This window comes from Paenibacillus sp. GCM10027628 (genome assembly GCF_042676385.1).
GTDB lineage: Bacteria > Bacillota > Bacilli > Paenibacillales > NBRC-103111 > Paenibacillus_E.
On sequence record NZ_JBHTHA010000048.1, the window covers coordinates 34,820 to 51,198 of the forward strand.

Sequence of the window (16,379 nt, forward strand, 5' to 3'; positions counted from 1 at the left end):
ACCGGTTCACCCCCGTACATGTTATTTAGAACAATTTTTGTTTTCCTTGCAGAATACCCGGAAGACTGATCTTCACATTTGTTTCCCCTTCAAGCGGATCGAAAGGCTGATGGCTTGCCGTCCATTTCCCAAGCTTGTGCTGTTCTTTCTTAGCTGCCAGTTCTTCTTCCGTAACCCATTGCAGCGTATTGGTCGGACACACCGATGCACACATCGGGGGAATGCCTTCATTCGTACGATCGTAGCAAAGGTCGCATTTATACATCAGATTCTGCTCTTCATCGAACTTGGGAATTCCATAAGGGCAAGCGATCGTACAGTTTTGACACCCAATGCACTTCTCGACCAAAGCGGAAAGTACAGCTCCTTCTTCCGTGATCTGGATAGCCTGCGCCGGACAACTTCTTGCACACGCCGGATTTACACAGTGCAGGCACATTAAAGGAATGGTTTGGCGGCTAACGAGAGGGTTAACCTCGTATACATAGTTGCGGTTTCTTTCATCGTGGCCTCCGCATTGCGTACAAGCAGCCAAGCAGCTCCGGCATCCGATGCAGTTATCCATTTCAATGTAGAGATGTTGTTTCATCGGGTGTTCATCCTCTCGGATTGCTTCTCTATTTGTGCGGCGCACGCCTTAAATTCAGGCATTCGAGACATGGGATCCAGAGCCGGTATCGTTAACAGATTAATCGATTGCTCATGACCGAAATGATAAGGAACAAATACGGTATCCTTGCGGATGGCTTCAATGACTTTCACTTTATAAAAGGCTTCTCCACGACGTGTAAATAGCCGAACGACTTCATCGTGTGATATGCCATATCGCTCTGCAGTCTCGGGATGAACCTCAACATAAGGTTCCGGGCACATATCCCGGAGGAACGGAATTCTCCTTGTTTGGTTGCCTGACAAATAATGATACACAACCCGGCCCGTCGTAAGGCGAAGCGGATATTGTTCGCAGGGTTCTTCCGCAGGCGGCCGATAAGGAAGAGCGCATAGTTTCGCTTTTCCATCCGGATGATAGAACTTATGGTCAAGGAACATATGCGGTGTCCCCGGATCCTCATCACTTCGACATGGCCAGAAGACGCCGTTTTGCTTATCGATCTTCTCCCAGGTGGCTCCGTAGTAATCGGCATATCCACCCTTGGAGGCAAGACGGAATTCGTCAGCTACATCTCTTGCTGTCTTCAGATGGCCGAAATACTGCCCTCTGCCGAGTCGTTCGGCAAGTTCAAATTGGATCAACCAATCTGGCTTGGACTCGCCGACAGGTTCCTGCGCTTTATTGATTTTGATGATCCGTCCTTCCAGATTGGTTACTGTTCCTTCATCTTCCGACCATGTAACCGACGGCAATACGACATCTGCAAATTCTGCGGATTCCGAGAGGTACATATCGGAACAAACCATAAAATCGAGATTTTTTAATGCGGCTCGGACATAGTTTTGGTTTGGCGCGGATACGGCAGGATTGGAACAGAGAAGATACAGACTCCTGATCGTCTTATCCATCATGAGCTCGAACATCTCGTATGCCGAGACGCCCGGCTGCGGCATTTCATCAGGCCGGATGCCCCAAACCCGACAAACCTCTTCCACGTGCTTAGGGTTGGTAATTTTGCGATAGCCGGGAAGTGCATCCGCCTTTTGTCCGTGTTCCCTTCCCCCTTGCCCATTCCCTTGTCCGGTGAAAGTAGCAACACCTGATTTCGGACGGCCGATTTTTCCTGTCACTAAACACATATTAGTATAAGCGGAAACATTATCGGAGCCTTTATGCTGCTGCTCGATCCCACGGGCGAACATGACGACTGCGTTCGGCGCCTTGCCGTATATTTCGGCGGCCCGAATTAATTTTTCCGGAGCAACCCCTGTGATCTCGCTCGTATATTCAGGTGTGAACTCTTTCACAACTTCTCTCATTTCATCAAAGCCGTTGGTATGCTCAGCAACAAACCGCTCATCGATATGACCATTTTGGATCAGCAAATTGACAATGCAATTGGCGAGCGCCAAATCCGTTCCCGGACGCAAGTCCAGATGAACATCCGCACGGCGGGCGATCGGCGTTTCCCGAGGATCGGCTACAATCAGATACCCGCCGCGGTTCTGGACTTCCCATACACGAAACATGGAAGTAGGATGGCATTCTGCCGTATTGCTCCCGGCAATGAACAAACAATCCGTTTCATGAAGATCCGTCCATGGCAGCGTTGATCCTCTATCCACGCCAAAGCTTCGAAGAAAACCGGCGGCTGCGCTCGACATGCAAAAACGGCCATTATAGTCAATGTAACGCGTTTGCATCGCGACCCTCGCAAATTTCCCCGTTAAGTAGCACTTCTCATTGGTCATCGATACACCGCTGAAAACGGAAAGCGAGTCTTTACCATATTGCACTTGCAGTTCTTGAAATCTTCTCGCAATTAAACCATAAGCTTCTTCCCAGCTCGCTTCGCGAAACCCTTCCTTGGTTCCCTTTAAGGATGCATCATCACGGATTAAAGGGCGTAGTAATCGATCATCATGATTCGTTTGCTGGTAGGCCGTTACACCTTTGGGGCACATTTTCCCAAGCGTCACCGGCCAATCATATCGCGGCTCCACGCCGATAATTTTATTGGTGGATGTATCCACCCTCAGATTCATACCGCACTGCATGCCGCAGTAAGAGCAATGCGTAGGCACCAACTGTTCGTTCGGATGCGTTTTATTCGCGATGACTTTATAAAATTTATCCTTTGGCATTTTGATTGGCCTCCTTCACTCTAATCTGATGGGTCGGAATCCCGGTAAAACGAGACATCCGGTATTTCCGGCGGCATGGCAGACAAAGCTCGGCCAAGTGGTAGCCTTCCTCTGATTTAAATTCAATATCGTTGACGTGCAGCACAGCGATGACATCATTCGATTGTTCTAGAGACACAAAACCGGCTCCGCATACTTTGCAGCTTTTCATGGCCTGTTCTGCGTAGTGCTCCCGATAATTGCGGGCAAATACACTCATTGGACGGAACGGGATATGCGCCAGCTTGCCGAAAGGCAGATAGATCAAAGTAACGATAACCGACCATTGATGGACTAGCGTAACCACAGGATGCCCATAACCATGTAGGAAAATATTGCAAAAGGTCAGCAGAAGACCTGTGAGACTTACAAATAACAACATATAAAGCGGGAGAAAATCATAAATAAACGTTTGTTCCGCACGCGCCTGCATGTTTTTCAGCCTGCGATATAAGGCCATGCATACGCCGCCAATGACCATGAAAGCCGTTATATTCAAAGCGTTATAAAATAGAAATCCAAGAAGTCCATCGGCTTTTATTCGCATCAAGTCGATCCCAAAACCTACGACTGTGTAAGTTCCATTCTCGCCCATCGTAAAATACATCCAACCGAACACGAGAGGAAAGGTTACAAAAGCGGAAAGAATGCACCCCCAACCTAGAAGAACGTGCTGTGTCCAGCGATACCACCCACGGTTCCAGATAAATCGATAAGTGGCTAAATGCTCCACGGTTGTCTTTGGCGTACTTTTACGAAATAAACGTTTGATGCCCTTCTTCAATATGATTTTTGTTGGGGGCCGTTCTCCCCACGCAATAAAGCGATAAAAGAAACCGCAAATGAAAACGACCGTACCGACCATATATCCATACAAAGCCAAGTCAATGTGAGTGAAAAACCTCGAACCGATCCACATGAGAATAATTAAACCGCAAACAACGAAAAAGACGCATTTGGCGAATTTTGACGCGAACGCTCGATCCATGATTTCATTGCTCCCCTACTCGTGATCTCCTATATGAATTAAAACATGAATGGCCGGCTAAGCACTGTGAGAATTATCACTGCGGATGGGACGCGTGAATTATCAGAACTTTATTTCCTTCAAGCGACACCGGAAAAGTTTTCACCTGCCCCGTATCCGGCAATTGAACTTCTCCCGTACGAAGATTAACCTTGCAATCATGCAGCGGACAATAGACGTACTCCCCACTAACGATACCTTCCGTGAGCGGACCTCCTTTCTTATGACCCGTTTTATTCTCAAGCGCGTATAACGTATCTTCTGAGATCCGGAACACAGCAATCTCTGTTTCACCGATATGAACGGTTTTACCGAGATGTAGAGGAAAATCCTCAAGATTACCAACCAAATGATGCACCGCAGAATCCTTTACTTTGGAAGCTCCCATTTCTATCCCTCCTTATTTCACCTGAATCTCTTCATATAACTGATGCTTGAGCTCCTCGTGCTCAACGACTTCCTTCCAAGGATCTTGTAGTCCTGACAGCGCTAGTTCGATACGCTCAACAAGTTGTTTGCGACGATCCTTATTCATGACGATTTCTTGGACAATCGTGTGCAAGCCAAGCCGTTCAATCCAATCCGACGTACGCTCCCCATATTTGCCGGTTTCCCGATAAAATTGAATGAAAGCACAAGCAAGTTCGATAAGCTCTTCATCGGTCTTAACCTTACACAACAAATCGGCTGCCCTTAATTTCACCCCGCCGTTGCCACCGGCATAAATCTCCCAACCGCCATCATTTCCGACGATGCCAAAATCTTTAATTTCTGCCTCGGCACAATTGCGGGGGCAACCGTTGACAGCCATCTTGAACTTGGCCGGCATCCACAGCCGTTCAAATTTCTTCTCAAGCAGAATACCCATGCTGATGGAATCCTGTGTGCCAAATCGGCAGAACGTAGAACCTACGCACGTTTTGACGGTTCGAATCGCTTTGGCATATGCATAGCCTGAAGGCATGTCGAGCTCTTCCCAAATGCGAGGGAGATCCTCTTTCTTCACGCCCAATAGGTCAAGCCGTTGGCCACCGGTCACTTTAACCATTTTTACTTCATACTTGTCTGCCACATCTGCGATTTGACGCAGCTGTTCCGGGGTCGTGACACCCCCATACATTCTGGGTATAACGGAGTAGGTGCCGTCTTTTTGAATATTGGCATGCAGCCTTTCGTTCACGAATCTGGATTCGCGTTCATCCACGAATGCTTCGGGCCATACCATGCCGATATAATAATTGATGGCGGGCCGGCATTTTGAGCACCCTTCCGGATTGCTCCACGCAAGTACATTCATCACTTCTCGGACATGTGTTAATCCTTTATTTTTGATTGCAGCAATCACATCTTCACGGCTGTGTGTCGTGCACGCGCAAATCGATTCCTTGACGTTGTCGCTGCTTTCATAACGATCCCCAAGTGTCATGGCCAGAATGCTTTCTACCATCGGTCGACATCCGCCGCACGATCGGCTGGCGCCGGTACACGCTTTGATTTCATCTACCGTACTAAGCCCCTTGTCTGTAATCGCTTGTATAATCATGCCTTTGGTCACTCCGTTACAGCCGCATACAATTTCATCAGCCGGCATGGCAGAGATAAAAGCAAGCGGATCAGCGGTTACAGCAGCCGATGAGCCCAAAAGTCGCTCATGAATTTCCGGTGTCATTGGTGCATGCTCCTTTACCCACTTTAATAGTTGGGCAGATTCGCTAACATCGCCAAACAATACGCCTCCAACAATGCGCCCGGCTCGGAGAAGAACTTTTTTATATGTTTTCTTCCAGTTATCTTGCATACGAATAATGTCTAGAGCAGGCTGATCTTGAAACTCACCCGCTGAAAAAACGTCAATACCTGAAATTTTCAGTTTGGTCGATACGACCGAACCGTTATAGGGTTCCGTAGGAACATTGCACAAATGTTTAGCTAAGACTGCGCCTTGCTCAAATAACGGCGCTACCAGTCCATAGCAGATGCCGCGATGCTCATTACATTCACCGACAGCATACACATCTTTGATGCTTGTACGCATGTAATCGTCGACCACAATGCCACGTTCAGCTGCAATGCCGCAATTTCGCGCAAGAGCAACATTAGGTGCAATTCCAGCTGCCATGACGATGAATTCGGCTTCAAGCTGGGAACCATCATCAAATTTCAACCCTTTAACTTGCGCATCGCCAAGGATCTCCACCGTTTTTTTCTTCATCATAAAATGAAGCCCTTGCTGTTCCAGCTCGGCTTTAAGCATCGATGCTGCAGCTGAATCCAGCTGTCTCTCCATCAAATCCTCGAACAAATGAACGACGGTAACCTGCATGCCCAATTTCAAAAGTCCCTTCGCCGCCTCGAGTCCAAGCAAACCGCCGCCAATGACGGCTGCCTTTTTGAAATGTTGCGCAGCTTCCATCATCTTGCAGCAGTCATGAACATCCCGGAAGCCGATAATCCCTTCCTTTTCTATGCCTGGTAACGGAAGTATCACCGGATTCGATCCGGTTGCCAAGATGAGTTTATCGTAAGGCTTAATTTGTCCGTTACTCGTATAGAGATATTTGGCTGACGTATTGATTCCCGTTACCTCTATGCCTGTGTTCAGTTGAATGTTATTTTGTTTGTACCAATCAAAATCGTTCAGAACGATTTCGTCAAATGTCTTGCTTCCCTCCAGCAAGAAAGACAGTTGTATCCGATTATAGTTGGGATGAGCTTCCTTGCCGATGACCGTTATATCGAATAAATCAGGCGCTAGCTTGATGATTTGCTCAATGGTGTTCATACCTGCCATTCCGTTTCCTACAAGCACTAACTTTTGTCGGTTTGTTTCCTTAGCCATGGTCCTTCAGCCTCCTAGCGATCTTATTCAAACTTCGTGAAAAATATCACATACCAAAGTAAAAGGAGGCAAGGGATTTAACTTTACCCGCGCCTCCATATATTAAGCGGTCGTGATAAGTCCATACGAACCATCGTCTCGCCGATACACAAGTTCGGTTCTATTAGAGTCTCTATTAAAAAACAAATGAAAATTATGATCGAGCAAATTCATCTGAAGAATGGCTTCCTCGATATCCTCCGGTTTGTTCGGCACGATCTTCACCCGGGCAACTTCAAAAGGAGAAACGCGCACCCAATCCGTGGACACTGTTCGTTCTAGTGTTAAATCTTTTAATCCGCCTTGATGACGTATTTTATGAGTAATCTTCTCCTTCAGCTTCCTGTTCTTTCTTTCTAGTTTATCAGCCGCCAAATCAATCGAAGCATACATGTCATTTCGCTTTTCTTCTACGCGGAGAACAACACCTTTACACGTGATAGTAATCTCTACAACATGCAATTGCTTATGTCCTTGAACCGATAATGTAACATGCATCTCACCAGTATCTTCGAACCACGATTCAAGCCGCCCTAACTTGCGTTCTACATATTCTTGTAAAGCCGGGGTGATCTGTATGTTTTTCCCATGTACGATCAATTTCATTTCGTTCAGCTCCTATGAGAAGAAGTATTCTAAATCGGTTAGCACTTTTTCAGTCAAAGGGAACACGAGTTGCTCCTCCATGGCAAAGTGATCCTTTAAAATCAAACAAGCCTGTATGAGATGCGCTGATGCCTCTACGAGCTGTTTTTTTACGACTAACGGTGTTAAATCGATGACGGCGTCATGAAACGTTTGAATAAATAAAAGCGCCAATTGATGATCTTTTTCAAGCACCCAGAAAGAGGGCGTAATCGACGGAGCAACTTGTCGGTGAAAATACTCAAGAAGGAAAGGGAATAATTCCTGATCCTCCCACTCGGCGTGACGTTCCAACGCTTCAACAAACTCAGAGGCTTGCCGCCTTAGACTTTGCAGAACCTTGATACCTTTCGCCGGATCATTTAGATGACCTATTTCTTTGGCGCTCGTTTCAAGAACCTTTAATTGCTGTCTTAAGCGGTCATGCTCTTCCCTCAAACGATCCGTGGCAAAAACAAGTTCCGATGGGTTGGAAGAGGCGATTCCCAATGTGCAGCTCAATGAATGTAGTGCCATACACAATCCCTCCAAAAGTGCGTTGTTAGCTTCTATTTATAGTATAGATCCGCTTATCGATAATCGCTGTGCGATACATCACATCAACCGCCGATGCCGAAGAAATCCTTCTTCCCTCTGCCTTGAAATAGAACACGATCTCTTCGGGAGGAAGAGGTCGGCTTAACCAATATCCTTGAATGGAATCACAATGCAGCTTCTTAAGAAAGGTAAGCTGATTTTCCGTTTCCACGCCCTCGGCAATCACCCGGATCCCCAAACCGTGGGCCATATCAATAATAGCTTTAGCAATCGACGCGTTCCCAAGATCCGTTTCGATGTCTTGAACGAAATATTTATCCACTTTCAATATATCAATGGGATACCTCTTCAAATAACTTAAAGCGGAGTGGCCCTTGCCAAAATCGTCAATGGCTAACTCCACCCCTATCTCTTTTAATCCATGCAAAACTGCCAGTACCGATTCAATCCGGTGTATGCTGATTCTTTCTGTAATTTCAAAACACAGATAACTCGGGGACAGCCCGGTTTCCTGCAATATTCGCTTGACCGTTTCAATCAGATTCTTATTTTTGAACTGTCTCGGGGACAGATTGATGGCGCATTTTATCGGAGGATAGCCTGCTAACTGCCAAACTTTGTTCTGTTCGCAAACCTTACGCAATACCCATGCTCCAATTTCGTCAATTTGGCCGTTTTCCTCGGCGATCTGAATAAACTCGTTCGGCGACACCATGCCCAGTTCGGGATGCTGCCAGCGCAGCAAGGCTTCCACGCCGGTGATTTGACCCGTTCGTATGTCCATTTGCGGTTGGTAAACAATTGCTAATTGCTCTTTTTCCAATGCTTTTCGCAACCCGTTCTCCAGTTGCATTTTCCGTACAAAAGTTGCATTCATATCCGTCGTATACATCTGGTAATTATTTGACTGTTCCTTGGCCCGATACATGGCCGAATCGGCATGTTTAATTAAGGTATCGCCATCATCTCCGTTCAATGGATAAATGCTGATTCCGATGCTAGCCGTTATAAACAGTTCATGTTCTTCAACGAAGAAAGGAAGAGCGAGTTCTTCCAATATTTTTCGAGCTACAGGCAAAGCATCTTCGGTTTTCTGAATATCCGGTAAAATTACCGTGAATTCGTCACCGCCCAATCGCGACACGGTATCCTTAGTTCGAACGCAGCTTTTCAATCGTTTGCTTGCCTTCTGCAGCAATTGGTCTCCGACTGCATGTCCCAACGAGTCGTTAATCAGTTTAAAGTGGTCAAGATCAATAAACATCAAGGCGACCCATTTTTTTTGACGTTGCGCTTGCAGAATGGCATGATTCAGCCGGTCATGAAATAAGAACCGGTTCGGGAGCCCGGTCAATACATCGTAATGGGCCAAATACTTTAAATTCTCTTCCGTTAGCTTACGCTCTGTAATATCCGTGAAAATCCCGACATAATTGGATATGTTGTCATTCTCATTTCTCACGGCATTAATCGTTAGCCACTCCGGGTACACTTCGCCATTCTTCCGCTGATTCCAAATCTCGCCCTGCCAGCCGCCCGTTTCATGAATCGAAGCCCACATATGTATATAGAACTCGGCATCTTGTACGCCGGAATGCAGCATGCGCGGAGTTTGGCCCAGAGCCTCATCCTCCGTATAGCCGGTTGTTTCCGTGAACGCCGGGTTGACCGATAATATGGTTCCCTTCGTATCCGTAATCATGATCCCTTCGCTCGCCGTTTCAAACACCCTGGCATGCAGCTGCAATTTTTCCTCAGCCTTTTTTCTCTCCGTTATATCCAGAAATATCCCTACATAATTGGATATTTTCCCATGTTCATCCCTTACTGTACTGATCGTCAGCCATTCGAGATACAGCTCCCCGTTCTTCTTTCGATTCCAAATCTCCCCTTGCCAACTGCCGGTTTCATGAATCTTCGCCCACATATGAATATAAAACGCAGTTTCCTGAATGCCGGAATATAAAATACGGGGAGTTTGACCCACCGCCTCCTCCTCCGTATAGCCGGTTGTCGCGCTAAACGCTGGATTGACTGATAGAATGACGCCTCCGGAATCTGTAATCATGATGGATTCCATCACTTTGTAAAATACACGTGCATAAAGCTGCAGCTTATTTTTCATATCCGATAACCACCTTTAAGTCAGCAACTTGTTTCATTTGAGAGTATGACGATCAGGGTTGAATCTCAAAAACCTTCGTCAGGCGAGTCAGCTCGAACAGTTCTTTGACATCCCCCTGCAGCCCCTTAATAACTACCCCGCCTCCATGTATTAGAGCTCTCTTCTGAATCGCGACCAGAACGCCAAGTCCGGAACTATCCATATCGTCCACTTCGCGTAAGTTAAAAACAAATTGCTTATATCCTTTGTCGATATAGGGAAACAGCTTTTCTCTTACGATCGTTGCTTCGTCCACATAAATTTTACCCGTAGGCGTTACATGCACCTGTCCCTCGAACACCCGAACATCCAAAAACATCGTTTATCCCCCCGGTTATTCATACATGGGCTTATTTTTTTCACCGGCGTTACTTTCGTTTCCTCATTTGCTATCTTTGATGACCTTAGTTTCAGTATCTAACATCCAGTCTTCTTCCCGCTGTGACTTTCGTCACATAGAAACCAGTCCATTATCGAAAAAAAACCACCAAAGCAAGTTTTTGCCTTGATGGAACATCGTTTAATCACTTATGCCTGCATGTCCGGTTTGGCTAGCTTTGATACCCCGATCTATAATGCTTCGCGCCCGGATAACGTCCCGATCGGTTGGAGTGGGACAATTCTCAAGCGGATACGATACGCCCATTTGCTCCCATTTGTATACACCCATCCTGTGGTAAGGCAACAGCTCTATTTTCTTTACATTATCCAAAGAGCCTACGAACATGCCCAGGTCCAATAAATCCGAATAGTCATCCGTCCATTCCGGTACTAAAACATGACGGATCCACATGGGCTTATGAATCTCATTTAAATGATTAGCGAAGCGCTTGATCCGATCATTCGGCTGCGCCGTAAGCGCGATATGCTTATCCGGATTCATCTGTTTAAGATCCAGCAGCACCAGATCGGTAACGCTCAGCAGCTCATTCGCATGGTCTTGCTCACAGAAGCCATTGGTATCCAGTACCGTATGCAAGCCAAAACGCCGCTTGCATTCTGCAAACAAACGGGCCACGAAGGGAGCTTGCAAAGTCGGCTCTCCCCCCGTCACCGTAATCCCGCCTCCGGAACGGCGGTAATACTCCAAATAAGGCTCTATCTCTTCTAATATCTCCTCTACGTCCATCTGCCTTCCTGCATTCATTTCCCATGAATCCGGATTATGACAATATTGGCATTTCAGCGCACAACCTTGCATGAAAAGCACGAAGCGGATGCCCGGACCGTCAACGGTGCCGAAGGTGTCGAAGGAATGTATGCGTCCTTTCATGAGGTCTGCACCCCTTTCTGTACTTACATCGTTCCATGGAAAGTCCGGTGAATGACATCAAGCTGCTGCTCACGTGTCAGCTTGATGAAGTTAACGGCGTAGCCGGAAACGCGAATCGTTAGCTGCGGATACTGCTCCGGATGCTCCATTGCATCGAGAAGCTGCGCGCGATCAAATACGTTAATATTCAAATGATGCCCCTGGTTCGCCATGTATCCGTCCAGCAGCGATACGAGATTCGAGATTCGTGTATCTTCTTCGCGCCCGAGCGCCTTCGGCACAATGGAGAACGTATTGGAAATACCGTCCAGGCAATGTTCATACGGGATTTTGGATACGGAGGCCAGCGACGCTAACGCCCCTTTGCGATCGCGTCCGTGCATCGGATTGGCGCCCGGTGCGAATGGCTCGCCCGCTTTTCGTCCATCCGGCGTGCTTCCTGTCTTTTTCCCATAAACGACGTTCGATGTAATCGTCAGAACCGACATCGTCGGAAGCGCACCGCGGTAAGTCTTATGCTTGCGGAGCTTATTCATGAACGTTTCGGCCAATTGGACGGCAATGGCGTCCACACGTTCATCGTTGTTTCCGTACTGCGGATACTCCCCTTCGATCTCAAAGTCGACGGCAATTCCTTTTTCGTTGCGGATGGGCCGCACTTTTGCATGCTTGATGGCGCTGAACGAGTCTGCGACCACGGATAATCCGGCAATGCCGCAGGCCATCGTCCGCAAAATCTCGCGGTCATGCAAGGCCATTTCTAGCCGTTCGTAGCAGTATTTATCATGCATGTAGTGAATGACATTCAATGTGTTCATGTACAGCTTTGCCAGCCACTCCATCACCGTATCGAACTTCTCTGCAACTTCTTCATAGTCCAACACTTCGGAAGAAATGGGAGCCAGCTTCGGTCCGACTTGAATGCCGAGCTTCTCATCCACACCGCCGTTGATGGCATACAGCAAAGCTTTTGCCAAATTGGCGCGGGCCCCGAAAAATTGCATTTGCTTGCCGATCCGCATCGCGGATACGCAGCATGCGATGCCGTAATCGTCTCCGTAATAAGGACGCATCAGATCATCGTTTTCATATTGAATCGAACTCGTCTCTGCCGATACCTTGGCGCAGTATGCTTTGAAATCTTCAGGCAACTGTGTCGACCAAAGCACCGTCAGATTGGGTTCGGGTGCGGGGCCTAAATTGTACAACGTATGAAGGAATCGGAAGGAATTTTTCGTAACGCGCGGTTTGCCATCCAGCCCCATACCGCCGATCGATTCCGTTACCCAGGTCGGATCTCCGCTAAACAGCTCATTATAATCGGGGGTGCGCAAGAACTTAACGATACGCAGCTTCATAACAAAATGGTCCACAAGTTCCTGCGCTTGTTCTTCTGTCAAAGCCCCTTCCCGCAAGTCCCGTTCGATATAAATATCGAGGAAGCTTGATACGCGTCCAAGGCTCATGGCTGCGCCATTTTGCTCCTTAATCGCAGCCAAATAAGCAAAGTATACCCACTGCACCGCTTCGCGGGCGTTAGCCGCCGGCGCTGAAATATCATAGCCGTAAGACTCTGCCATCCGCTTAAGCTCGCCTAAGCTGCGGATTTGCTCGGACAACTCTTCACGAAGCCGAATGACGTCCTCTGTAATGGCGTCTACTTCAAGCTGGAGAAGGTCCTTCTTTTTCTCCTCGATTAACCTGTCTACGCCGTATAAGGCGACACGACGATAATCGCCGATGATTCGTCCCCGACCGTATGCATCCGGAAGACCCGTGATGATTGCCGCCTTGCGGGCTGTCTTCATCTCCGTGGTGTAGGCGTCGAATACGCCTTGATTATGCGTTTTACGAATATCCGTGAATTGGCAAACGATCTCTTCAGGCAGCTTAAAACCGTAAGCCTCGCAAGCATCGATCACCATGCGGATTCCGCCGAACGGCTGCACGGACCGCTTCAAAGGAGCATCGGTTTGCAGACCGACGATCTGCTCTTTGTCCTGCGCAATATAACCCGGTGCATGCGAGGTAATCGTAGATACGGTGTTTACGTCTATGTCCAAGACGCCGCCGTTCTCCCTTTCCTTGCGGGTCCATTCACTGACCATTTGCCACAGTTCTTCCGTAGCTTCTGTAGGCCCTGCCAAGAAGGCATGATTCCCGGTGTATGGGGTTATGTTTGTATCAATAAAATCTTTCACATCAACCCTATGTTCCCACTTGCCTTTTGTAAATCCTCTCCAACTATTCGTTTGCAAATCTGTTTCTCGTATGGCCATGATCGGCACCTCCAGTTTCCGTTTACTCAAACCTGCCGTAGAACGCGTGGCGGTAAACATCGACTAACTCCGTTACTAATGGCATCCGTGGATTCGCAGTTGTACATTGGTCTTCGAAAGCCCGATCCGCCAAGTACTCTACGCGCGCCTCGAATTGTTCGGGATTAAACCCGAGATCCTGGAATTTCTCAGGAATGCCAAGTATTTTATTCAACTTGCGAATGGCATCGATCAAGCTGTTCACGCCTTCCTCCGTTGTTTTGGCAGGTAGTCCGAGCATGCGGGCAATTTCGGCATAGCGTTGATCCGCCACGAAGTGGTCATATTTCGGGAACGAAGTAAACTTCGTTGGCTTCTGGGCATTATAGCGGATCACATGCGGCATGAGAATCGCATTGGTGCGTCCGTGAGCGGTATGGTATTCACCGCCCCATTTGTGCGCCAGACTATGGTTAATGCCAAGGAACGCGTTCGCGAAAGCCATACCTGCTATCGTCGATGCATTATGCATTTTCTCGCGTGCAACAGGGTCCCCCGTGGCGAATGATTTCTCCAGATTTTGGAACACAAGCTGGATTGCTTTCATGGCTAAACCATCGGAGTAATCATTTGCCATGACGGACACGTATGCCTCAATCGCATGCGTGAGGACGTCCATACCGGTGTCAGCAACTGCCGTTTTCGGCAAGCTGTATACATAATCAGGGTCAATGATGGCAACGTCGGGAGTCAGCTCGTAATCCGCCAGCGGGTACTTCGTATTGCCTTTCTCCTTATCGGTGATGACCGCAAAAGAAGTCACTTCCGATCCTGTACCCGAAGTGGTAGGAATCGCGACGAACTTGGCTTTGCGTCCAAGGCGCGGATACTTGTAAACCCGCTTCCGGATATCCATGAACTTCTGTTTCAACGCATCGAAGCTCGTATCCGGGTATTCATAGAACAGCCACATCGCTTTGGCCGCATCCATCGGAGAGCCGCCGCCCAAGGCGATAATGCAATCCGGCTGGAAGCTTGCCATCTGCGCTCTGCCCCGCTCTACCGTTTCAACGGATGGATCCGGTTCAACATCCGAGAATATTTCGATGTAGACGGGGAGCTGACGCTTGCGCAAATAATATTCGACTCGCTCCACGTAACCGAGCTTCACCATCATAGGATCGGTGACGATCATCACGCGTGTGATGTCCGGCATCTTTTCCAGGTACTGTGTGGCGCCTTTTTCAAAGTAAACTTTCGGCGGTATTTTAAACCACTGCATATTGACCGTGCGATAAGCAACCCGCTTCACGTTGATCAGGTTCACAGCACTTACGTTGGAGGTTGTTGAGTTATGTCCGTAAGATCCGCAACCGAGCGTCAACGACGGCAGATTGGTGTTGTAAATGTCCCCGATCGCGCCATGTGTGGACGGAGAATTGACAATCACGCGTCCTGTCTGCAATTTAGCAGCAAATGCTTCGATCACATCCTTATTTTGCGAGTGGATCACCGAGGAATGGCCCATGCCGCCGAATTTGACGACTTCAACCGCTCGAGCTATCCCTTGCTCTGCCGTTTTCACCTTATAGCAAGCAAGTACAGGGCTTAATTTCTCAGCTGATAATGGGTAAGCCTCGCCAACTCCGGCGAGCTCGGCGACCAGCACTTTCGTTGCAGACGGTACCTTGATGCCCGCCATTTCGGCAATTTTCACTGCGGATTGGCCGACGATAACGGCATTAACCGCGCATTTTTCATTATTAATAACAAGTTTGGATACAGCTTCCGTTTCCTCTTTGTTTAAGAAGTAACAACCTTGATCGGTCATGAGCTTTCTTGTTTCCACATAGACGGCTTCTTCAATAATAACGGATTGCTCGGAAGCGCAAATCATGCCATTGTCGAACGTCTTGGATAAAATCAAATCATTGACAGCTTGCGGCAAATTCGCCGACTTCTCAATGAAGCAAGGCACGTTGCCGGGGCCGACGCCTAGAGCCGGTTTCCCTGTGCTGTAAGCGGCCTTTACCATGGAGGACCCGCCGGTAGCAAGCACTAACGCCACATCCGGATGATTCATCAGCAGTTGCGTTGCTTCCACGGATGGATGCTTCACCCACTGGATGCAATGTTCAGGGGCACCCGCTCTCACTGCGGCGTCCAGCAACGTTGCAGCAGCCGCAGCGCTGGATTGCTGAGCGGAAGGGTGGAAAGCGAATATGATCGGATTGCGGGTTTTGGTCGCAATTAACGACTTGAACATCGTTGTCGAAGTCGGATTCGTGACGGGGGTGACACCCGCAATAATGCCAACAGGTTCCGCTACCATCCGGTAGCTTTCGTAAGCATTTTCCTCAATAACACCCACAGTTTTGTTATTTTTTATGCTGTGATAGATGTATTCGGTCGCGAACAGGTTCTTCGTGATCTTATCCTCATAGACACCGCGTCCCGTTTCTTCGACAGCCAGTTTGGCAAGCGACATATGCTTGTCGATTCCGGCGAGCGCCATTTGCTGCACGATGACATCCACCTGTTCTTGATCCAATTCCATAAAAGCTTTCTGTGCAAGCTTGGCTCTTGCTACCAACTGATTCACTTCATCCTGCGCGGAAATCTGCTCTTTAATCTTGATTTCTTTCATCGCCATACTCGATCCACTCCTCTATCGTTAATTGATGGGTTGCCGTTGTTGTGTTTTCTGATATTAGCTTAATCTTCATGACCTTTATTCAACTATGATATAAATCACAACCAGGGATTTTATGGATAACCATCTCTTGAAGCTTTTGTGAAAC

At 47.9% G+C, this 16,379-nt stretch carries 12 protein-coding genes; all 12 read right to left on the reverse strand.

Annotated features, from left to right (window positions below):
* Positions 1-25: 25 nt before the first annotated feature.
* The gene (locus ACFQZT_RS29340; RefSeq protein ID WP_379305972.1) at positions 26-589 is read right to left on the reverse strand and encodes a 4Fe-4S dicluster domain-containing protein; all 564 of its coding nucleotides are present in this window, start codon (positions 587-589) and stop codon (positions 26-28) included.
* Positions 586-2,757: a molybdopterin oxidoreductase family protein gene (locus ACFQZT_RS29345; RefSeq protein ID WP_379305974.1), complete on the reverse strand. Its 2,172-nt coding sequence runs from the start codon at positions 2,755-2,757 to the stop codon at positions 586-588. Before ACFQZT_RS29345 ends, ACFQZT_RS29340 begins: the two co-directional genes overlap by 4 nt.
* Entirely contained in the window at positions 2,744-3,784 is a 1,041-nt protein-coding gene (locus ACFQZT_RS29350; protein ID WP_379305976.1) for a hypothetical protein, read from the reverse strand. Before ACFQZT_RS29350 ends, ACFQZT_RS29345 begins: the two co-directional genes overlap by 14 nt.
* Positions 3,785-3,860: 76 nt before the next feature.
* Positions 3,861-4,211, reverse strand: a complete 351-nt coding sequence (nirD, locus tag ACFQZT_RS29355; protein WP_379305977.1) for a nitrite reductase small subunit NirD — start codon at positions 4,209-4,211, stop codon at positions 3,861-3,863.
* Positions 4,212-4,223: 12 nt separating this feature from the next.
* Positions 4,224-6,662 (reverse strand): nitrite reductase large subunit NirB, encoded by a 2,439-nt coding sequence (gene nirB / locus ACFQZT_RS29360; RefSeq protein ID WP_379305979.1) that lies wholly within the window; start codon positions 6,660-6,662, stop codon positions 4,224-4,226.
* A 102-nt stretch (positions 6,663-6,764) separates the two neighbouring features.
* Entirely contained in the window at positions 6,765-7,307 is a 543-nt protein-coding gene (gene hpf / locus ACFQZT_RS29365; protein ID WP_379305981.1) for a ribosome hibernation-promoting factor, HPF/YfiA family, read from the reverse strand.
* Between the two features lie 12 nt (positions 7,308-7,319).
* Complete coding sequence (locus ACFQZT_RS29370; protein ID WP_379305983.1) at positions 7,320-7,862, reverse strand: hemerythrin domain-containing protein; 543 nt, start codon at positions 7,860-7,862, stop codon at positions 7,320-7,322.
* A 25-nt stretch (positions 7,863-7,887) separates the two neighbouring features.
* The gene (locus ACFQZT_RS29375) at positions 7,888-10,008 is read right to left on the reverse strand and encodes an EAL domain-containing protein (protein WP_379305985.1); all 2,121 of its coding nucleotides are present in this window, start codon (positions 10,006-10,008) and stop codon (positions 7,888-7,890) included.
* Between the two features lie 52 nt (positions 10,009-10,060).
* On the reverse strand, positions 10,061-10,366 hold the full coding sequence (locus ACFQZT_RS29380) for an STAS domain-containing protein (protein WP_379305987.1): 306 nt from the start codon (positions 10,364-10,366) through the stop codon (positions 10,061-10,063).
* A gap of 201 nt (positions 10,367-10,567) precedes the next feature.
* Positions 10,568-11,320 (reverse strand): pyruvate formate-lyase-activating protein, encoded by a 753-nt coding sequence (gene pflA, locus ACFQZT_RS29385; RefSeq protein WP_379305989.1) that lies wholly within the window; start codon positions 11,318-11,320, stop codon positions 10,568-10,570.
* A 23-nt stretch (positions 11,321-11,343) separates the two neighbouring features.
* On the reverse strand, positions 11,344-13,599 hold the full coding sequence (gene pflB, locus ACFQZT_RS29390; RefSeq protein ID WP_379305991.1) for a formate C-acetyltransferase: 2,256 nt from the start codon (positions 13,597-13,599) through the stop codon (positions 11,344-11,346).
* A gap of 22 nt (positions 13,600-13,621) precedes the next feature.
* A complete protein-coding gene (gene adhE / locus ACFQZT_RS29395; RefSeq protein WP_379305993.1) occupies positions 13,622-16,231 on the reverse strand; it encodes a bifunctional acetaldehyde-CoA/alcohol dehydrogenase in 2,610 nt (869 codons plus the stop codon).
* Between the last annotated feature and the right edge of the window lie 148 nt (positions 16,232-16,379).